Source organism: Candidatus Agathobaculum pullicola, from assembly GCF_052117205.1.
Lineage (GTDB): Bacteria > Bacillota > Clostridia > Oscillospirales > Butyricicoccaceae > Agathobaculum > Agathobaculum pullicola.
Genome location: NZ_JBQKJP010000008.1, coordinates 41,737 through 60,206, shown reverse-complemented (window position 1 = coordinate 60,206; position 18,470 = coordinate 41,737). Strand labels below are relative to the sequence as shown.

General features: G+C 50.2%; 22 protein-coding genes and 2 pseudogenes. 7 read left to right on the top strand and 17 right to left on the bottom strand.

Annotation, left to right across the window (positions count from 1 at the left end; translation table 11 throughout):
- Window positions 1–22: 22 nt before the first annotated feature.
- The gene (locus ACTQ3V_RS05090; RefSeq protein ID WP_441466565.1) at window positions 23–1,600 is read left to right on the top strand and encodes a recombinase family protein; all 1,578 of its coding nucleotides are present in this window, start codon (window positions 23–25) and stop codon (window positions 1,598–1,600) included.
- A gap of 5 nt (window positions 1,601–1,605) precedes the next feature.
- On the opposite strand, the gene ACTQ3V_RS05085 is transcribed toward ACTQ3V_RS05090, so the two are convergent.
- From ACTQ3V_RS05085 to ACTQ3V_RS05025, 13 genes and pseudogenes are all read right to left on the bottom strand, one after another.
- Window positions 1,606–1,878 carry a hypothetical protein gene (locus ACTQ3V_RS05085; RefSeq protein ID WP_441466564.1) on the bottom strand — a complete coding sequence of 91 codons (273 nt, stop codon included), beginning with the start codon at window positions 1,876–1,878 and terminating at the stop codon, window positions 1,606–1,608.
- A 66-nt stretch (window positions 1,879–1,944) separates the two neighbouring features.
- Window positions 1,945–3,147, bottom strand: coding sequence for a class I SAM-dependent methyltransferase (locus ACTQ3V_RS05080; RefSeq protein ID WP_441466563.1), 1,203 nt, complete (start codon window positions 3,145–3,147; stop codon window positions 1,945–1,947).
- A 97-nt stretch (window positions 3,148–3,244) separates the two neighbouring features.
- A complete protein-coding gene (locus ACTQ3V_RS05075; RefSeq protein WP_441466562.1) occupies window positions 3,245–3,808 on the bottom strand; it encodes an ABC transporter ATP-binding protein in 564 nt (187 codons plus the stop codon).
- Window positions 3,805–4,572, bottom strand: a complete 768-nt coding sequence (locus ACTQ3V_RS05070; RefSeq protein WP_441466561.1) for an ABC transporter permease — start codon at window positions 4,570–4,572, stop codon at window positions 3,805–3,807. Before ACTQ3V_RS05070 ends, ACTQ3V_RS05075 begins: the two co-directional genes overlap by 4 nt.
- Entirely contained in the window at window positions 4,547–5,572 is a 1,026-nt protein-coding gene (locus tag ACTQ3V_RS05065) for an ABC transporter substrate-binding protein (protein ID WP_441466560.1), read from the bottom strand. Before ACTQ3V_RS05065 ends, ACTQ3V_RS05070 begins: the two co-directional genes overlap by 26 nt.
- Before the next feature lie 13 nt (window positions 5,573–5,585).
- Window positions 5,586–5,822, bottom strand: coding sequence for a TM1266 family iron-only hydrogenase system putative regulator (locus ACTQ3V_RS05060; RefSeq protein ID WP_441466559.1), 237 nt, complete (start codon window positions 5,820–5,822; stop codon window positions 5,586–5,588).
- A gap of 269 nt (window positions 5,823–6,091) precedes the next feature.
- Entirely contained in the window at window positions 6,092–6,262 is a 171-nt protein-coding gene (locus tag ACTQ3V_RS05055; protein ID WP_297176241.1) for a DUF1540 domain-containing protein, read from the bottom strand.
- Between the two features lie 366 nt (window positions 6,263–6,628).
- Window positions 6,629–6,994: a hypothetical protein gene (locus tag ACTQ3V_RS05050; protein WP_441466558.1), complete on the bottom strand. Its 366-nt coding sequence runs from the start codon at window positions 6,992–6,994 to the stop codon at window positions 6,629–6,631.
- Window positions 6,961–7,436 (bottom strand): annotated as a pseudogene (locus ACTQ3V_RS05045) (chemotaxis protein CheW). The gene ACTQ3V_RS05050 and the pseudogene ACTQ3V_RS05045 overlap by 34 nt, the downstream one beginning before the upstream one ends.
- 118 nt (window positions 7,437–7,554) lie before the next feature.
- The gene (locus tag ACTQ3V_RS05040; RefSeq protein ID WP_441466557.1) at window positions 7,555–9,321 is read right to left on the bottom strand and encodes a methyl-accepting chemotaxis protein; all 1,767 of its coding nucleotides are present in this window, start codon (window positions 9,319–9,321) and stop codon (window positions 7,555–7,557) included.
- A gap of 1,119 nt (window positions 9,322–10,440) precedes the next feature.
- A complete protein-coding gene (locus ACTQ3V_RS05035; protein ID WP_441466556.1) occupies window positions 10,441–10,836 on the bottom strand; it encodes a sigma factor in 396 nt (131 codons plus the stop codon).
- Complete coding sequence (locus ACTQ3V_RS05030; RefSeq protein ID WP_441466555.1) at window positions 10,833–11,009, bottom strand: hypothetical protein; 177 nt, start codon at window positions 11,007–11,009, stop codon at window positions 10,833–10,835. Before ACTQ3V_RS05030 ends, ACTQ3V_RS05035 begins: the two co-directional genes overlap by 4 nt.
- Window positions 11,010–11,134: 125 nt before the next feature.
- On the bottom strand, window positions 11,135–11,425 hold the full coding sequence (locus ACTQ3V_RS05025) for a helix-turn-helix transcriptional regulator (RefSeq protein WP_441466554.1): 291 nt from the start codon (window positions 11,423–11,425) through the stop codon (window positions 11,135–11,137).
- 229 nt (window positions 11,426–11,654) lie between these two features.
- Here ACTQ3V_RS05025 and ACTQ3V_RS05020 point away from each other — a divergent pair.
- From ACTQ3V_RS05020 to ACTQ3V_RS05005, 4 genes and pseudogenes are all read left to right on the top strand, one after another.
- Window positions 11,655–13,032: pseudogene (locus ACTQ3V_RS05020) on the top strand (DNA primase family protein).
- Window positions 13,033–13,111: 79 nt separating this feature from the next.
- Window positions 13,112–13,585 carry a MobV family relaxase gene (gene mobV / locus ACTQ3V_RS05015; protein WP_441466553.1) on the top strand — a complete coding sequence of 158 codons (474 nt, stop codon included), beginning with the start codon at window positions 13,112–13,114 and terminating at the stop codon, window positions 13,583–13,585.
- A gap of 29 nt (window positions 13,586–13,614) precedes the next feature.
- Window positions 13,615–14,094 carry a hypothetical protein gene (locus tag ACTQ3V_RS05010; protein ID WP_441466552.1) on the top strand — a complete coding sequence of 160 codons (480 nt, stop codon included), beginning with the start codon at window positions 13,615–13,617 and terminating at the stop codon, window positions 14,092–14,094.
- Complete coding sequence (locus ACTQ3V_RS05005) at window positions 14,081–14,227, top strand: hypothetical protein (RefSeq protein ID WP_441466551.1); 147 nt, start codon at window positions 14,081–14,083, stop codon at window positions 14,225–14,227. The genes ACTQ3V_RS05010 and ACTQ3V_RS05005 overlap by 14 nt, the downstream gene beginning before the upstream one ends.
- 193 nt (window positions 14,228–14,420) lie before the next feature.
- Here ACTQ3V_RS05005 and ACTQ3V_RS05000 read toward each other — a convergent pair whose 3' ends face one another.
- On the bottom strand, window positions 14,421–15,602 hold the full coding sequence (locus ACTQ3V_RS05000; RefSeq protein WP_441466550.1) for an IS110 family RNA-guided transposase: 1,182 nt from the start codon (window positions 15,600–15,602) through the stop codon (window positions 14,421–14,423).
- Between the two features lie 254 nt (window positions 15,603–15,856).
- On the opposite strand from ACTQ3V_RS05000, the gene ACTQ3V_RS04995 reads away from it, so the two are divergent.
- A complete protein-coding gene (locus ACTQ3V_RS04995) occupies window positions 15,857–16,783 on the top strand; it encodes an S-layer homology domain-containing protein (RefSeq protein ID WP_441466549.1) in 927 nt (308 codons plus the stop codon).
- On the opposite strand, the gene ACTQ3V_RS04990 is transcribed toward ACTQ3V_RS04995, so the two are convergent.
- The 3 genes from ACTQ3V_RS04990 to ACTQ3V_RS04980 form a co-directional block, all read right to left on the bottom strand.
- Window positions 16,730–17,020, bottom strand: coding sequence for a helix-turn-helix domain-containing protein (locus tag ACTQ3V_RS04990; protein WP_441466548.1), 291 nt, complete (start codon window positions 17,018–17,020; stop codon window positions 16,730–16,732). The two genes, ACTQ3V_RS04995 and ACTQ3V_RS04990, sit on opposite strands and share 54 nt — an antisense overlap.
- A gap of 147 nt (window positions 17,021–17,167) precedes the next feature.
- Window positions 17,168–17,386, bottom strand: a complete 219-nt coding sequence (locus tag ACTQ3V_RS04985; RefSeq protein WP_441466547.1) for a hypothetical protein — start codon at window positions 17,384–17,386, stop codon at window positions 17,168–17,170.
- 65 nt (window positions 17,387–17,451) lie between these two features.
- Window positions 17,452–17,643 carry a helix-turn-helix transcriptional regulator gene (locus ACTQ3V_RS04980; RefSeq protein WP_441466546.1) on the bottom strand — a complete coding sequence of 64 codons (192 nt, stop codon included), beginning with the start codon at window positions 17,641–17,643 and terminating at the stop codon, window positions 17,452–17,454.
- A gap of 143 nt (window positions 17,644–17,786) precedes the next feature.
- Here ACTQ3V_RS04980 and ACTQ3V_RS04975 point away from each other — a divergent pair, with 143 nt between their 5' ends.
- The gene (locus tag ACTQ3V_RS04975) at window positions 17,787–18,407 is read left to right on the top strand and encodes a LexA family protein (RefSeq protein WP_441466545.1); all 621 of its coding nucleotides are present in this window, start codon (window positions 17,787–17,789) and stop codon (window positions 18,405–18,407) included.
- Window positions 18,408–18,470 lie beyond the last annotated feature (63 nt).

The window sequence follows — 18,470 nt, the reverse complement described above, 5'->3', positions numbered from 1 at the left end:
ATCCCCGCAAGGAGCTGATTCCATGTCCACACAATATTGTATCTATCTGCGTAAATCCCGTCAAGACCTCGAAGCGGAAGCGCGGGGTGAAGGCGACACACTCGCCCGCCACCGCCGCACGCTCACCGAACTGGCCGACGCACGCGGACTACCGATCGGGGCGATTTATGAAGAGATCGTTTCGGGCGATACGATTGCCGCACGTCCACAGATGCAGCGGCTGCTGCAAGAAGTGGAAGCCGGACAATGGCGCGGCGTTATCGTCATGGAAATCGAACGTCTGGCGCGCGGCGACAGCATTGACCAAGGCATTGTCGCACGCGCCTTCAAATACTCGGAAACGCGCATCATCACACCGTTTAAAACATTTGACCCCAATAACGAATACGACGAGGAGTATTTTGAATTTGGGCTTTTCATGTCCCGCCGTGAATACAAAACCATCCGCCGCCGTCTGAACGCCGGTGTGCAGGCTGCGCGGCGCGAGGGAAAATACACCGCCGGACAACCGCCTTTCGGCTACAAAAAAATCAAGCTCAAGGGCGAAAAGGGCGGCTCACTTGCGCCCGACCCACAAACCGCTCCCATCGTACAAAACATATTTCACTGGTTCGTACAGGAAGATGTGTGCATCTCGCAAATCAAAAAACGGCTCAACCGACTGATGCCCCCGCCGCCCGGCGCGCGCAATCCATGGACCGACCGCCGCGTGTCCCTTCTGCTGCGCAATCCGCACTATGCGGGCTACACCACCAGTACCCGCCGCCCAACCCGCAAAGAGGTGGTCGACGGCCGTTTGAAGGTCGTTCGCCTGACTGCCAAAGACGTGCAGTTATACGAAGGGCGGCACCAAGCTCTTGTCTCCCGTGAGGACTGGCGCCGCGCACAGGAAATTCTTGCAAGCCACCCCGCGCCCCCGGTCCCTGCCGGAAAGGGGCAGAAAAACGCCTTCACCGGCCTGATCGTCTGCGGCGTATGCGGACGCAAAATGCAGCGCAACTGCATCTCCAACCGGCAGACCGTCCCGCGCGAGCCACTGATTTTCTGCATTTCCCGCTCGGCCTGCCCAACCATTTCGCACCGCTATGACGAAATCGAGCGCATGGTGCTTGACACGCTGCGCCTGTGGCTGGCCGGCTATTCTGCTGGCGACAGCCCTCTTCCCTGTCAGAACGAAACCGCGCCGCTGCGCGCTTCGCTCCGTCTGCTGGAGAAACGCCTGTCCGAGCTGGACACCCGCATGAGCCGCGCTTTTGAGCTGGTCGAGACTGGAGTGTATACCCCCGCGCTGTACCTCGAGCGCAAAAACGCGCTCGATGCCGAGCGCGCCTCGCTCTGCCGTCAGCAGAGCGAAATACAGGCCGAGCTGGAGCATCTGGAAACCGAAAACGAGCGCCGCCAAGCCTTTGCGCCCCGCCTGCGCCATGTCCTCGATGCCTATGAGCAGGCCGCCAGCGCCCGTGAGCAGAACCGCCTGCTCAAAACCGTCATTGACAAAATCGTCTACACAAAAACAGAACGCGTCACCGCAAATTCTCCAGGCAATTTGCATTTGCAAATTTATCCGCTGCTTCCGCCTTCGTCCGCCGCGATGTGGTAACCGCACTATCCGCGTTTAAACTGAACGTGTTCCACGTCGATCTTCACACACAGCAGTTCAGCTGCGCGCGGTTTGACCGAAGCGATGCCGCCGGCATTAAGCAGTTCCTGCGCATCACGGCACAGATACACGCGGATGTCGCGCAGACACTCTTTGCTGCGGCAGGAATCGTAAACCTTTTTGGTGTGAACGCAGACCGCCTCGCGGAAACCGCCGGCGGAGCCGTTATTATTATTACTGCCGCAGATCGGACCGGGACAGCAGACTTTATCAGCCATGTAGATTACCTCCAAATATTGATTGAAGAGACTTCATTACCAGTCTATTCAGAGGCAATCTTGGTGTTACAAAATCAGATCTTCATCCGTAACAAAGAACTCGGCATCCATTTCGGCGCAGCGCCGGTCCAACTCCGAGGTTGTACCGACTGTCTGCCGCACCGCATCGTATTCTTTCCGGGCACGCGGATTGTCCCGTCCGGTGCGCACCGCGCGAATGAGCAGATTTTTCGGCGTATCGAGCGGCGAGATGTACTCCACCACCGATACCTTATATCCCTCCGCTTCAAGTTTGAGTGCGCGCATGCTGTCGGTCAGCACGTCATTGAACCGCGCCTTGAATACGCCGAATTTGGTCAACGGCTCGAGTCCCGGCAGCGTATACTGGTCGAGCAGCTCCTTATGGCAGCAAGGCACGCACGCGATATACTTCGCACGAGCGCGAATCGCCGTGGCCAGCGCCAGATCGGTCGCAATATCGCAAGCGTGCAGCGAAATCACCGCCGTCACACCCTTTGGCGGCTGATAGGTGCGCAGATCGGCGCACTGGAACACCATATTATGGTATCCCAGCCGCTTAGCCATCGCACGACTCTCGTCAACGACGTGCGCATTGATGTCCACACCGATCACGCGGCACCGACGGCGCAACACCTCATGCAGATAATAGTTCATGACAAAGCTGAGATAGGACTTGCCGCAGGCACAGTCGAGCAGCACGATCTCCTCACTGTCATCCTGCTCGAACATGGGCGCGACCAGTTCCACATAATGGTCAATCTGGTTGTACTTGCGGATCATATCGTTTTTCAGTTTGCCATCCGCAGTCAGAATACCGATTTCGCGCAGCAGCGCTGCGGCGTGGTCGACGCGGATGAGATATTGCCGCCCCGAATCGAGTAAAGGATTGGCGGCCGCCGCTTTCTCCTCCGCCGTCGCCTGCCGCTCTGCCTGCTTCATCTGCACGCCGCGCGGCGTAACCGAAAGCGTTACCACCGAGCCGCGCTCGGTATAAGTCAATACCGCTTCATCGAATTTCTCCGCCTGTTCGACAAAAAACGCGCAGAAATTGTCTGCGTTCACCGTTCGTTCCGCGCCCTGAAAGCGCAAACGGTAATCCTCGCCGTCGCGCGTGAGCTTGGCTTCAAACTTTTTCTTCCCTGAAGTAAAGACACCGACCGCCTGCACAAAGAAATCCCGGTTTTTAGTCAGTCGCGCAGAAATGCCGCTGAGCAGCAGCTTAAGCTTTGCCGCTTCTCCCTTTTGCATGTTATATCACAACCTTTACGCAGACTATCTTATCATACTTTGTCCTTTTTTGGCAACCATATGCAGCAAGGCCGTCCACAAAGGACGACCTTGCTTATTATTCGTTCAGCGACAGCGTGTGAAAGCCTTGCAGCAGCGTCTCGCTGCCGTGCGACACCAGAACCAGCGTCCTGCCTGCCCGATGGGCGGCAATAACCTCCGCCGCCTGCCGCTCGGTCTCCGCGTCCAGACCTGCAAACGGCTCATCCAGCACGAGCACATCGCCTTCCGCAGCCAATGCGCGCGCCAACGCGACGCGGCGACGCATCCCGCCGGACAGCGTCCGCACCGGCTGGTCAAGCGCATCCTCGGGCAGCAACGCGCGCAGGAGCGTGCGCACGCGCGCAGCATCCGCGCACACCAGCGACACATTGCCGACCGCGTTCCAATGCTCTACCAGACGGTCCTCCTGAAACACAGGCAGAAACCGCAGCCCTTCCCTGCCCGTGATGCAGCCCCTGTCCGGTGTTTCCAGTCCCATCAGCAGGTGCAGCAATGTGGTTTTGCCAATACCGGACGCGCCGCGTACCTGCCACTGCTCTCCCGGCGCGACGCGCCAGTCGAGGTCGTGCAGCACTGCCTTGCCGTCAAACGACTTGCTCACCCCGCGAAATTCGATCATGCGGCGCCTCCCCATTTCTTCTGTAAAGCCGCAGCGGCACGCACCAGCAGCTTTTCCAGCAGCAAACTAAGTGCAATAATGGTCAGCGACCAAGCGAACAAATCAGCGGTATTGAGGTACAGCTTGGATAGGTAGAGCTGCTCCCCAATCGACCAACGAGGCAGTCCGATGATTTCGCCCGCAACCCCCGCCTTGAGTGACATACCAACCGAAACGCGACACGCGCCCAGCAAATACGGCACCACCGCAGGAAGATATACTGCGCGAAATCGCTTGCCGCCAGACAGGCCAAACACATGCGCCATTTCCAGCATTTTTGCGTCCACATCAGCAAGGCCCTGCTGCAAATTGATGTACACGACGGGAAACACAACAAAAAACGCCGTCAAAACTGAGATCCAAGCCGACCGTACCCAAATGAGTGCCACCACGACGAAGCAAGCCACCGGCACACTTTTCATGATCTGTACCGCAGGCTCCAGCAGCACACGCACGAGCGCCGCGCAATGCGCCAGAATTGCAAGCAGGCATCCCAGCGCAAACGCCAGTGCAAAGCCACCGGCGATTTTCCCAACGGAATACCCTATCGAAAGCCAGAAATCCACGGTGCTAATCATAGAAAGCAGGCTCTGCACAGTTTGTGCAGGGCCTGCAAACAACAGCTTGGGCAGGGCAAGCGCAACCGCCTGCCACAGCCCTAACCAGAACGCCGCTGCCGCAATAAAGCGAACCCAGCGTTTATCCCAGATAGTAGAAGCCTTCATCGGGCAGCTTTCCTCCCACCGTGTCCGGCGCTACCTCGTACAGCATTTCCAGATAACCGGAAACCCATGTTTTCATATCCTCACCGGTCGTTGCCACCATAGGATTAAAGCGCTCAATCACCTGCTGCGCGACCGCCGCCTTGACGATACCGTATTGTTCAACCAGCGCCGCCGCATCCGCCGGATTTTCCTCCGCCGCCGCAACCGATGCCTGATGATCCTGCACAAACTGCGCAACCGCTGCCGGATGCTCCTTGGCAAATTCTGTGCGCACCACGGTCACGCCGGTTGCAATACCGCTGCCGTCCGGGCTATATTCCTTCCAAGCATTCTCCAGCGGGAAATTCATCGAAAGCTCCTGATCCTGCAGCATTGCCACCGTAGCAAACGGCTGTGGCAAGATACCGACTGCGGTCGCATCCTGCGCCAGTGCGGAAACCACCTCGGTCGCCTCAGCCTTGAACTCGATGGTCAGATCGCTCTCGCTCATGCCCGCTTTACCGAGCAGATATTGCAGCGTCCAGTCCGGCGAAGTACCCTTACCGGTCATATAAACGGTCTTGCCTTTCAGTCCTCTGAGGTCAGTGAGGGTCTCATCATGCGAAACCACATACAGCACGTTGCCCGCGTTAACGTCCAGCACCTGCACACCACCTTCGGTCTTTTGATAGAGCGTCGCGGCCAGATTGGTCGGAATCAGGGCGACATCCACTTCCCCCTTGCCAATCAGCGGCACAATCTCGTCGCCCGAGGTGTACAGGTCGAACGAATAATGCGCATCCTCTCCCTCGTTTTCGCTCATCAGGCATACCAGTCCCATTGCAGTCGGGCCTTTGAGCGCAGCCACACGCGTGGTCAGCCCCTCTTCATAACCCGGCTCCACCGCAGACTGCTGCGTCTGCTGCTCCTGGCTGTCTGCTGCATTGTTCCGCTGCCCACAGCCTGCGAGCAGCGAAAACGACGCCGCTACCGCCAACAAACCTGCCAAAAATCGTTTCATACTTTTCTACTCCTTACTTCGCCACCATGGATTTGACCTGCACATTCTTCAAACGTCCGAGCTTGCCGGACAGCGCATTGATGGTATCATTAGCTCCTTCCATCACGACTGTGATGATCGAACACCCCTCGCGCGGGATACCCATGCGCCCAATAATGTGTTCGCCATACTCATGCAGCAGACGATTCACCTCCGCGCTGGCCTCCCGATCGGAAACGACGATTCCCAAAATGGCAATGCGCTTTTGCATAAAATCTCCCCTTTTTTGCAAAAAATGCGCCCTGCAAAACGATGCAGGACGCAAAATGACCTCATTCCGGTTCTTTCATCGCAGACCTTATCTTTGACAGCAGATCATATAAATTTCGTAGATGCTTGCCCGTCAGCACCGCTTCCGGGAAAGGGAACCTACTGTGTTAGTATATCTATTCGGCAGGAATCTGTCAATATGCGACTGACACTCAAAAGCAGACGAGGAGGACACCTTCCAAAGCAGGCTCCTCCTCGTCTTTTGTCACATCAGCATTTACGCTGGAAGGACTTACAGTCGGTGCACTGGTCGACTGTCGGGTTTGCCTCATGCGTGCCTACCGTGATGCAGTCCAGTGCACAGTATTCCGCGCTGTCACAGTGATTTGCGCACTGAGAAACAGTGCAGCGGATCGCTTTGTTACATTGAGCGTGATTCATGGATTTGGCCTCCTTTGTTTGTTTGCTGTTATCATGCCCGCTATCAGCCGGTTTATGCACATTCGGCGGCGCGTAACGGTTTTCTCCTCCGTTTCCATTTGATAGAAAATAACAATATCGTACATTGTCACGAATGGGTGTTCATGCCAAAACTATTCTGTTATTTGAATAGAGTTTATTTGGGAGGTGCACTGCCAAATGTTCGAAAAATTTTTTCTGAAACCTCGTCGAGATTAGATTATAAAGATAATTTGCTGAAAAATCGCTGACGGTCGCTAACATTTTGCTTACCAATATGGGATTAAGAGCTGTGCGTTTATTGTGGAAACGATAAGAAAAAAACAATCCATATGGATATAGAGGGTATTAGCGTGATGATTTATTGCAAAATACATTGCAATAAGGCAAAAATAAAATGCTGAGTACCATCAAAAATGATACTAGCACTGGTCCCTTGAGGGATGATAAATCCGAACGCTCGATCTGCTCAAAGGTGATCCGCTCTGTACCCTCCTTGTAGTTGAAGGTCAGGAGAATATAGTCATCATAGACCACCACGCTGTTAACAAAACCATCGATCAGCCGTCTGCGCCCGTCCAAAGTATTGGTGTCCACTTTACGGTACTGGAGGATGTAGAATTGAATCTGCTCTCTGGTGAACTGAGGCTTTTTCATCTCTTTCTTGATGATACTCAGCTTCAGCTTTTCTTTGGTGGCTTCCAGCTCATCCAAACGGCGCTCAGTGGAGGCATTGAAAACTCCTGCAATGTGACGTGTTCGCCCTGTGCAATGCCTGTAAGATAATTTGCGTTATTTTGTATACGATTGGGCGGTAGGAAAATCTTCTTCTCAGGTATCGTTTCCACATCGTTTACAGCATCTACGATTAGTCCGAAAGAACAATTGTCCTGACGGATTACAATAATGCAAGTACGGTCATCGTAAGAAATGCTCTCTTTTCCAAGTCGTAGCCGCAGATCCATCACAGGAACCATCTCGCCACGGATGGAGATAACTCCTTTCATATAAGTGGGAAATCTGGCAATGGCGTAATTTTGACCATCTGTATAATCTGATTTACCTGACTAATTCCAATGCCATACAACTGTTCTCCGCACCAAAATGTAAGGTACTTGTCAACGCTCTGCTGCTGGTCAGCGGTTTCTCCTTCCAGTTCTATAAGGTAACTTTCAAGAGCCTCTAATTGACTGGCGTTTAGTTTGGAGAACTTTTTGGCAATATCTTCTTGTTGCGCTTACGGATTCATATTTTTCCCCCTTCAGCAACCAGTCTCAATATTTACTGCTGACACTTTCAGGGGCCTGTGCAGGAATTGCCGCACTCTCAACTTCTTGCTGTACTGTTCTGTCACAGGTAATATTAAATCTGGAAACCAATTCCTTAAGGATATGAGCCTGACTGGACAATTCTTCGCTGGCTGCGGCACTTTCTTCCGCTGTGGCAGAATTGTTTTGTACCACAGCAGAAATTTGCTCCACCCCTTCAGAGATTTGCTGAATGGCGTTGTCCTGGGCCTGAGAGTTGCTGGCAACTTTGCCAGCCTGGGCGGCCAACTGTTCAATGATACTGTTTACACGCTCCAGAGAGGCAGCCGTTTCATCCGCAATGGATTTTCCTTGCTCAACAGCCTGCAATGCCTTGGAGATCAATTCACCGGTATTCTTGGAAGCCTCTGCCGTATTTGCGGCCAGTCTGCGAACCTCGTCAGCCACAACCGCAAAACCTTTGCCTGCGTTGCCGGCTCGTGCCGCCTCGACCGCTGCGTTCAAGGCAAGGATATTGGTTTGGAACGCAATATCCTCAATGTTCTTGATAATTTTGCTGATTTCTGATGAAGTAGTGCCGATATTCTGCATTGCAGTCAGCATCTGCCGCATTCTATCTGTACCAAGCGTAACTTCCTCAACGGTTTCCCGGACTTTCTTTTCAGTCTCATCAACCAGCTGCGTGTTTTCATTTACCTGATAGGAAATATCAGACAGCGTTGCGGCCAATTCCTGCACACTGGATGCCTGTTCTGTGGAGCCCTGGCTAAGTGCCTGCGCCCCATTTGCAATTTGTTCTGCGCTGCTGGATACTTCACTGGATGCTGCGTGGATCTGACACATAATATTATTCAGCATATGGATCAAATGGTATACAGAATCCCGCAGATAATGATATTCACCTTCATATTGACTATCATCAGAGCTTCTTGCATCAAAGCGGCCTTCCCCCACCGCTCGCAAGCCGTCCTGCAAATCCTTTGTGATAAACACAATTCGGTTCATGACGGAGGTAATTTCATTGGCAAGGGTGCCAAACTCATCTTTAGAGGGATAATCGACAGAGGCGTTTTGGAAATCTCCCCTTGCAAGGGCGTCTGCGCCCTCTAACAATTTGCGTGTCGGAATCATAATGTAGCGGAGCATAAGTACTGTAAATACAACCACAGCAACCACCGCTATTGTAAAAATAATAATTACAATTGCAATCGCTATGCGCCTAACATCCTTAACCATCATTTCTTGTGCGCTTACATTCTGATCAATCTGAGTATTCAGTGCCTGCATCATGTCAGCTGCCTCTGTAAAAACAGGTGCGTATTCGTTTAAGTAAATATCATACGCCTGATAGATGGAATCAACATTTCCGAAATCCTTAGATAACTCCATGATCTGCGTATTATATTCCGCAACACTCTTCAGCTTTTCCCGGACAGCATTAACAGCAGAAGAGTACGCAGGATCTAATTGTTCAATGGCATCCAGGCCGGCATACAGGGCATCCCTGTCCGTATTCATGGAATCTACTACTCTTTGGTAATCTTCCTGATCGTTCGCAATAATGGCATTTAACAAATACCGTCTGACGGATATCATGTTTCTTCTGGCTAATCCAATCTCCTCAACTACAGGAACAATTTCTTCTGCATACTCTATGCTTTTCTTTGACATCATATTGACAACGGAAATAGAGGTAATGCCTAGTACCAGCAAAAGCAGCAAAATAACTCCATACGAAACCAATAGTTTCCACTTTAATTTTAAGTTTTTCAAATGTCTCTCTCCCTTTTTTATCTATCGTGTTGTGTGTTTAATTGTCGATATATCATCCTTTGAGGTAGAATAATATATAAAAAGTGCTTTTTCGGTATAGGAAAGGTGCAATTATCCTGTATCTAATTTAGGGCATGAAAAATGGACAGAGTTCCCCTCTGTCAGTCCAAGTGTGCCGCATCTTTCAGTCATTGTCAAGGTCTTCTCCTTAAAAAATCTTTAATAAATCAAAACTTTGACATAAGTATGGCTAATATCGCGAGTTGTTTAAACAAAATGATTCTTTCTATTTATTGACAAAATTCGCTCTAAAATTAAGCACATATCGAAAATATTTTATGCAAGATATTCTTCTATCTGCTCATTTTCCACTTCAGCGCAATAAAATGAACCAGAACACCATCAGTTGCTTTATACATTTATCCACCAATAGTTCAGGCTACTATTCGATGTTATGGAGAGATTTTCTCTCACCATCCACATTCTGGCAAGCCGCCAGATTTGAGAGATGCCTTGTATATACACAAATGACGAAAACAAGGGGTATCCAAAAGGGAACCTCCTTTGGCTCTGTGTCTCCAACAGGGGCGAGTAGCACCCCTGTTGGCACACGACTTTCCCTCGGAAAGTCTAGTGTGTTATACTTTTGCTTCCAGCGACACCGGGAAGGGGTTGACTGCGGCATCTCAAACCTGTGCAGATGGCCGGTAGACAGACACGTCTCGGTGGTATTAGGTTAGGCGGATTTTGTACGGTCACGGACGAAATCAGGATTTGCTCATAGGGCAAAATCCGCCTAACCTGAAAAGGAGGCAAAGGTACATCAACTCCCGTCCCCCGCAGCGAAATGCACTAATACCACCATGGCAGCTCCAGCCATAGGTTGTCCAGTGCCTGTGCCTCGGTGCGCTTTGCCCGCCTCTCACTGAGGTGAAAATGCAGTGCCGTCCCAAGTAGAGGGCGGAATGTATCATCCGCAAAACCAAACCGGTACAGAAGATAAGTCTGCTCTCTGGCAGAGAACTTCCCAAGGGCTTGATACAGATCGGAAAGTTCCTCCTGCTTGATGTAAATTTCCTCTGGAGAATGTACCAGAGGATGAGAGATGGCCTCGATACGTTAAGCCTGTTCTTCCTCGCTCCGCACCTCTTCCAGACGGATGATCTGAATGCCCAGTTCGTTTTCACCATGCACTACTTTTTGCTCAAACTGGGCAAATTTCGCCCGGATGAAATCGGTCATGGCGTTGCGGATGGCAGGGGCCGTATAGGTCAGAAACTTTATGCCCCGTGCAGTTTCACCCCCCACAGCGGCGCTCAACAGGCCGATGCTACCCTCCTGAACCAAATCTTCGCAGTCCACGCAGAGATCACTTTGGGCAAGGTTTATGCTTCGGTAAAGTTCTCCGGCGGTCTTGCGGAGAAACCCCAAGTTCTGCTCCACCAGCAGACTACAAGCCCCGATGCCCCCCTTTTGAGCCAAGGCGCACAGCTGCTCATTGGTCTGGTTCTTCATCTGTATGTGACGCTTTGCTTGACTTCCCGCACCGCCTCTATAAACTGGTTTTGAATGGTGGTCAAGTCGGCCTGATAGGGCGGCACTTTCAGGCGGTTTACCTCTCTGGCAGCCGGCACGGCGCCATCGGTTCGCACAGCTCCCATCAGCATGGAGCGGAGGGTGGTCATCACCTGGTTTTGAAGCGCATATTCTCTGCCAACGTGTCGTCCAGATATTGGCCGATCAGATAGGTCACTTCCGCAAAGCGGGGGCTTTCCAACAGCCGATTGGCCACATCCGGCTGCACCTTGCCCAGTTACAAATTTTTAACCGCCCCCAAGGACAATCCCAGTTCGGAAATCTCATAGTTCTTGCGGTCTGGGATCTCCGTCAGCCCCAGCAAAAAGTCGGTGGATACCTGGAAGGTCCGGGCCAGGCGGAGGACTTGCTCATGGCCCAGCTTTTCCACCTTTCCAGTCAGAAAACGGTTTAAGGTACTCTCGGTTACGCCTATTTTCACGGCCAGATCCGCCTGAGAAATCTTGTGGTATTTCATCAAATCCACGATTCGGGTCCGCAGGTCTCCCGGCAGAAAAACTGGTTCCATAAACACTCCTCCTCTCCCAGCCAGCTTGTCTCCATTGTATCGGAGAGCACTGGAAAGATCAAACAATTGTGTATGTTGTACCGCCCTGCGGTCTTGCATTTCTGCAAGATGGCAGGGCGGATTTTTTATTTTCTGCACTTTCGCCTGTTTTTCAGGTCTATAGCCTTTTTCTCCGTATATTTAGGCAGATAGGCGGAGACCTACCACATTTTTAAGGAGAGATAGACCCATGAAGAATAAACAACAGCCTGACGTAATGCCCATCTGGTTCGATCAAAAAAGCATCAACAAAGCCCTGTTTTGTGAGGAGTTCTTGCAGACACACAAGATCATCTTCACAAACGGGGCCTTTTCACACCAGAAGGCGGTGTTACCGATGAACTGCCCCTGCGGGGCAAGATTTTTGAAAAACTCAAATGCTGTACGGTCAGCAACATCCCCCGCAAAATCAGCAACATTGTGGAGCTGATAAAGCTGGCGGCGCTGGTGGAGGATTTTCCACTGGAGCCGGATCAGATTCATCTTTCCAACGGGACGCTTTTGCTGGATGAAACTTTTGTGGAGGGAAAGCCGAAAATTGTCCACAATCGCTTCCCTGTGTCCTACAAGCCCAACGCTTGAAAGCCCGTCCTCTGGCTGCAATTTCTGGATGGCCTGCTCTACCCGGAGGACATCCCCACCTTGCAGGAATATATTGGCTACTGCCTGATTCCCAACAAAAAGGGACAGCGGATGATGATTCTCAAAGGAAACGGTGGTGAGGGCAAAAGCCAGATTGGCGCTGCGCTGGGAGCTTTGTTCGGCTCCAACATGAAGGACGGCAGCATAGGAAAAATATCGGAGAACCGATTTGCCCGTGCGGATCTGGAGCATATTCTCCTGTGTGGGGACGACGATATGCGGATGGAGGCCCTGCGTCAGACCAACTATGTAAAATCCATCGTCACTGCCCAAGGAAAAATGAATTTGAAGCGTAAGGGCAAGCAGAGCTATCAGGGGTGGATGTTGCCCGGCTGCTGGCCTTCTCCAACGGAGATTTGCAGGCGCTGTCTGACCGGAGCGATGGATTTTTTCGCCGCCAGCTAGTACTAACCACAAAGGACAAGCCCACTAACCGTGTGGACGACCCTGATCTGGCCGAAAAGATGAAGGCCGAGGTGGAGGGCATCCTGCTCTGGGCCTTTGAGGGATTGCAGCGGCTGGTGGCCAACCACTTCAAGTTTACCGAAAGTGAGCGCACCAGAGAAAAACGGGAGGCCGTCAAACGGGACAACAACAATGTGTTTGATTTTCTGGATTCGGACGGATATATCCGGCTGAAAGCCGATGCTTCCGCCAGCTCCAAGGAGCTGTACGAGGCATATCAGATTTTCTGCACCGAAAACAGCCTGCTTTCTCTAAAACCACGCAGCTTCAGCGATGCTCTCATCGCCAACCAGAGCCGCTACCACCTGGAATACTGCAACAATGTGACCAATGCCGCCGGTCGGCGTGTGCGTGGATTCCTGGGCATCGAGGTGCTGGTGAGAAACAATATGTCGGTATTTTCTGGCGATTCGTTGCGTACGTGCATACCGGAAGATGTGTCGAAGGAGTGGCGGAACTGACTATGTACGCACGTACGCAGTGATTGACCGCTGTTCACTCTTTTACAGCAATTTGCCTATCAAACAGGAGGGATCAAAAGTGGATCAGGCACAATATGGGATTATGCGGTTTGCCAAGTACAAGGGGCCGGAAATCGGGAACATTGAGGCCCACAATGAGCGCACCAAGGAAAAGTACGCCAGCAACCCCGATGTGGACGTCAGCAGAAGCAAGTACAATTTTCATCTGGTGAAGCTGGTGCAGCGATACCGTGCAGAGGCAGAAAAACAGATTGCCGCCGCTGGCTGCCGCACCCGAAAAGACAGCGTGCGGGTGGTGGAGGTACTGTTTACGGCCAGCCCGGAGTTTTTCAGAGGTAAAAAGCGGGCGGAGGTTCGAGCTTACTTTAAGGAGTCCCTGCGATTTTTTGAGCAATATCAGAATAAAGCCAATATCATATCCGCCGTGGTGCATATGGACGAGAAAACGCCCCATATGCACCTTTCTTTTGTCCCGCTGACTTCGGATGGCAAGCTCAGCGCCAGGGAAATCGTGGGCAATAAAAAAAGCTGACCCAGTGGCAGGATAACTTCTGGGCCCTCATGGTCCGAAAATATCCGGATCTGGAGCGTGGCGAGAGTTCCAGCCAGACCGGGCGTGACCACATCCCGCCTAAGGTATTCAAGGCGATGACCCGACTGACCAAGCAGAAAGCCAATCTGGAGGAACTGCTGGCCAACATCGGAGCATTTAACGCCAAAAGTAGAACTGCCGAGATTGCAGCGCTGCTGGACAAGTATATTCCGGCTGCGGAGCAGATGCACACCACGATGAAGAAGTATCAGGTGGCGTTCGCAGCCACTACCGCCGAGAACAAAAAGCCGAAACAGGAAAACGCACAGCTGGAGCAGTCTCTGGGCAAGGCTACCAACGAAATCACATTAAAGCAGATGGCCGACGCCAAACTGCGGCGAGACTATGCGGATGCCGTCGCTGTGCTGGAACGTATCCCTCAGGAAGTATTGGACGTGTATGCCCATGGCGACCACGAGAGAGAGGGGCGGCCTATTGAAGAACGGTAAGAAGAAAAAGCCGAACAATTATGGTACCGGCATCCCGCAGCATGAAATGGAGGCGCTGGCCCGTGTGCTGTTGCCGGCAATCGAAAAGTTTTACGCCAGCGAAGAAGGGCAGCGTCAATTCGCTCAGTGGTAGTCCGAGCAGGTCTGGAGCCAAAAGGTGAAGTGATGGCCTGCAAGCTGTGATCTACATCAAAAAAAATATACAAGATTAACTATTAAGTGTCAACCCTTGAAAGGATGGTGGTGGCAGAAAAACAGATGGCTCTCAAAAAGGTATAACAAAGCAGTGGTTCATAAGAACCCCGGCGCAGGCTAACAAGAAGTGGTTACGCTGCCAAACTGCAATAAGGCTGTCGTGATTTCTCCATAGCGAAAATCAAACGCACCAGCTTCTTAGCAGCATGGGAAAGTGCGACATTGTAGTGTTTCCCCTCTGCCCATTTCTTTGCGAGATAGGCGGCAAAAGTCGGATTCCAGTGGCAGACATACTTGGTTGCGTTGTAAAGTGCGTAGCGAAGATAACGAGAGCCACGCTTTTCCATGTGTGGATAGCAGTTCTTGAGCTGTCCGGACTGGTAGGTAGAGGGCGACATCCCGGCGTAGGCTAACAACTTGTCAGGGGAATCAAACCGTGAAAAATCACCTACCTCAGCCAAGATCATGGCAGACATGCGGAAACCCATACCCGGGATAGAAGTAATGGGGGAATGAAGTTCATCCATCAAGGACTGAATTTGCCCCTCGATTTCAGCAATCTCAACGTTTAGCTCACGGATGAGCCGAATGGTGTGCTGCAATTCAAGAGACTTGGCAGGCATCCGAAAGCCAATAGAATTTCTGGCGGCATCTCGAATTTCTAAAGCCATATCCCGTTTGTAGTGGCCTTTGGAGTCAGTTTCAAGGAGTACTTTTATCCTCGTCAAATGGGCTGCGGCGATCGGCTTGGCACCGGGGAACTCCTCCAAAAGCGTGTAAACAGAGGTCATGTGAAGTGTAGGAACCAGTTTTTCCAGTTCGGGAAACAAGATGCAGACCAATCGGGAAAGAGAACTTCTCAACTTTGCTCGTTCTTTCGCTTTATCAAAACGGTATCTGGTCAGTGACTTTAGCTCCTCGTTTTGGTATGCTGTATTCGTGTAGGGTTTGAGGCCCGCATCGGATAACAGCATAGATGCAATCGTTCGTGCATCCACCCGGTCGGTTTTGGTCTTTCTGAGACTGAGGCTTTTTCGGTAAAGGTTTGTACGCAAGGGGTTCAGGACATAGGTGGTCAGACCGTTGTCAAGAAGAAACCCGAGCAGATTGTAGCTGTAATGCCCGGTTGCCTCAAGCCCTACCTTTATTTTGTCCTGCGGTGTGGTACAGGCCTGGATCTTCTCCAGCAGCGTATGGAAGCCATCCATATTGTTAGAGATGGTGAACACATCCGCAAGCACTTCACCCTCCGAATTCTGGATAAAGCAGTCGTGCTTGTCCTTTGCCACATCAATACCAACAGAAATGACCATTTCTAAAACCTCCAACGGTAAATTTGTGATGCTGTTCCACAGAGCACTTTGCTTTTGTAGCCTTGTTCTACATAAACCGTCTGGCGGTATTTAACTGATTAACAAAACTGCAAAGGGCTGTGGTTGGAACCTTTCGTGAACCATCTCGTGGTAGGAGGCTGACACCAATCCACAGCATCCCTTACAGTGTAGCACAGCCCTTGGAGAGGGGCTCTAATCACTACTACTCTATAATACAAGCGAGGCATTTATAAATGAAAACGAAATTTATTAAGATGAAGCGAATAGTGATACCGATGTTAGTGGCGGTAGCGGTAATAGCGCAGACAACGGTATCGGCGTTTGCGTTAAGTACGGAAGGAGTGAGTGATTTAATAGGAGAGGATGAAAGTATCGTGATGGAGGTGGGGGAAGTCGATGCGATTTCCGCAGCGGCACCTATTTCCCGAGCAGCCACATCCTTTACTGATTTGTCTGAGGTTAGTTGGGCGGTAGATGCTATCAATGACATGGCGAGCCGGGGCATTATACAGGGTGTAGGCAACAATAAGTTTGCACCTAAGGATAATGTTACAAGGCAGGAATTTGCTGCTATGGCGATTCGAGCGTTTGGTGGGGAAAACAAGGTTAATGAATTGGCGCAGCAAATGTCGGCAAAGGCAGAGGCAGAGGGTGGTAGCTTATCTTCTCTGAAGGATTGTGAAACAGCTTATGGCAACAACTGGAGCAATGAAGTTATGGTAGCCTCTCAGTACTTTCCTGAGATTGCACAGGCTTGGTCATGCAGGTTAAGTGATTGGAGTAAAGACGCGAATAGGGCTGAGATGGCGTTTATTGTAATGACGATAGCGGAGAGTTTAGGTGATGAGAAGTTTGAAATCACCGATGGCATCAATACTGTGATTGGTGACTTCAATGAAGTTTCTGGTTCTCCTTATGTTAGTTCCATCACCAAGGCATACAGCAATGGTATTTTAGTAGGTACGAATGATGCTGGTGATTATAAGCCGAATGAATATCCTAATCGAGCTGAGGCGGCGACGATAATGCAGCGGTTAGTAGATTCGAGCAAGCGCAAGGCAGTAGAGGTCAACATCGAGCCTGAGGAAGTAGAAGGCACTGAAGGTTTATCTCCTCTTCCGGATGGCAGCAACATCGGCAAATATACTGATGCCATTTAAAAATGAAAATTGAGTAATAGATACTCTGTTTTTATATAAATAATTACGAATCGCTGGGTAAATTACACGATTCAAAATCTTTTTTTGATATGTGACGTGGTCATCCCGGTGGATAATAACCCAAATCCACTGCCTTGAAACGCCTAACGAATCTGCAATCTTCTGCAAAGAATCCCCGTTTTTTCGCATGGTTTTCGCCCGCGAAATATCATCATCGTTCAACTTTCTACTTTGCACAATCCAACCTCCTTGCTTGAATCAAACTGTGTTGCCACAGATCGCAATGCTACAATGTTTCTATCTGTAATATCATTGTTTCTCATAGCACACTCAATGATTTGATGAGAGAACTGAGGATAGGAGACAAGCGCCGATAAGTAAATGTCAACCTGTTGCACTCTCTTTTTCTCCCTCCATAAAACGAATAAACGCCTCGCGCGGTATCTTCACTCTGCTGCCGATCACCACAACGGGAAAACCCAATAAAGACTTGTCCTGATGCGCAGCAATCCGAATCCAGTGCGGGTCACACCCCAACACCTTAGATGCCACGTTTGGCGTTATAACATCTGTATTCATTTTTTTCACATCTGCGAGTTTCATGTGAAACCATCCCCGTTTCGATAAAAAGTGACACTCGAATTTCTCGATACACTACCAAAAGTAGACTAATTGGAGAAAAAAATATCATCCACTGGAATGCCGGTTATTTCAGAAATAGCGCGTGCCTGTTTTACTGTTGCCGATTCTGGATTTTCCTCAATTTTGCGGTAGAAATCACGTGAAATACCCATTTTTTGTGCCATTTCTACCTGTGTAAATCCGTTATACATACGCGCTTGTTTGATGGTAAAACTCATTTTTACACCTCCGTTTATTTATGAATCTATTATACTCTACTTTTAGTTGGTAGTCAACAACAAAAAGTAGATTATTTTAATTATTTTGCTTGATAACTTCTACTTATGGTGATATACTATTTAAAAGAAAGGAGGCGTCAACAGTGAGCCTTGGGAAGAAAATAAGAATGCTTAGAGAACGGGCTGGAATGTCGCAATCCGATTTAGGAAAACTGCTTGGAATTACAGACAAAGCCGTATCTACTTGGGAAAATGATAAGAAAATACCGAGAATGGGAAAAATAGAAAAATTGTGCTCTATATTTGGCATAAGGAAATCGGATTTGTTAGAGGATGATGTTGAAATTGCTATGCCAAGCAACGCAATTCCAATTGGGGAAATGAAGCAAATCCCGCTCGTTGGACAGATTGCTTGCGGTAAACCTATTCTGGCCGAAGAAAATATTACTGACTATATCGACCTCCCGTCTCATATACATGCGGACTTTGCACTCGTGTGCAAAGGCGACAGTATGATCGGGGCTGGTATTCAAGACGGAGATATTGTCTATATCAGAAAACAGGATGTTGTGGAGAATGGAGAAATTGCAGCAGTCATTGTAAACGAAGAAAGCGAAGCGACATTGAAACGATTTTATAGGGTTGGAGACATGGTTACGTTAAACGCGGAAAATTCTCAATATTCACCGCTTATTTTCCGAGATGAGGAAATCAATCAATTGCATATCGCAGGAAAAGCAATCGCATATACCCATGTGTTGTAAAGAAAAATGAGCAGAAAAATAAATTTCTGCTCATTATGTTTTTTGTTATATTTTCTGGAAAGG

Excerpts from the sequence above, each read along its gene's own strand:
- ACTQ3V_RS05090 (WP_441466565.1), top strand. The coding sequence starts at position 23 with ATGTCCACACAATATTGTATCTATCTGCGTAAATCCCGTCAAGACCTC.
- ACTQ3V_RS04985 (WP_441466547.1), bottom strand. The coding sequence starts at position 17,386 with ATGAAACTCGCAGATGTGAAAAAAATGAATACAGATGTTATAACGCCA.
- ACTQ3V_RS04980 (WP_441466546.1), bottom strand. The coding sequence starts at position 17,643 with ATGAGTTTTACCATCAAACAAGCGCGTATGTATAACGGATTTACACAG.
- ACTQ3V_RS05000 (WP_441466550.1), bottom strand. The coding sequence starts at position 15,602 with ATGGTCATTTCTGTTGGTATTGATGTGGCAAAGGACAAGCACGACTGC.
- ACTQ3V_RS05060 (WP_441466559.1), bottom strand. The coding sequence starts at position 5,822 with ATGCAAAAGCGCATTGCCATTTTGGGAATCGTCGTTTCCGATCGGGAG.
- ACTQ3V_RS05025 (WP_441466554.1), bottom strand. The coding sequence starts at position 11,425 with ATGGAACCAGTTTTTCTGCCGGGAGACCTGCGGACCCGAATCGTGGAT.
- ACTQ3V_RS05075 (WP_441466562.1), bottom strand. The coding sequence starts at position 3,808 with ATGATCGAATTTCGCGGGGTGAGCAAGTCGTTTGACGGCAAGGCAGTG.
- ACTQ3V_RS04995 (WP_441466549.1), top strand. The coding sequence starts at position 15,857 with ATGAAAACGAAATTTATTAAGATGAAGCGAATAGTGATACCGATGTTA.
- ACTQ3V_RS05085 (WP_441466564.1), bottom strand. The coding sequence starts at position 1,878 with ATGGCTGATAAAGTCTGCTGTCCCGGTCCGATCTGCGGCAGTAATAAT.
- ACTQ3V_RS05035 (WP_441466556.1), bottom strand. The coding sequence starts at position 10,836 with ATGAAGAACCAGACCAATGAGCAGCTGTGCGCCTTGGCTCAAAAGGGG.
- ACTQ3V_RS05055 (WP_297176241.1), bottom strand. The coding sequence starts at position 6,262 with ATGAATCACGCTCAATGTAACAAAGCGATCCGCTGCACTGTTTCTCAG.
- ACTQ3V_RS05010 (WP_441466552.1), top strand. The coding sequence starts at position 13,615 with ATGGTCCGAAAATATCCGGATCTGGAGCGTGGCGAGAGTTCCAGCCAG.
- ACTQ3V_RS05070 (WP_441466561.1), bottom strand. The coding sequence starts at position 4,572 with ATGAAGGCTTCTACTATCTGGGATAAACGCTGGGTTCGCTTTATTGCG.
- ACTQ3V_RS05080 (WP_441466563.1), bottom strand. The coding sequence starts at position 3,147 with ATGCAAAAGGGAGAAGCGGCAAAGCTTAAGCTGCTGCTCAGCGGCATT.
- ACTQ3V_RS05065 (WP_441466560.1), bottom strand. The coding sequence starts at position 5,572 with ATGAAACGATTTTTGGCAGGTTTGTTGGCGGTAGCGGCGTCGTTTTCG.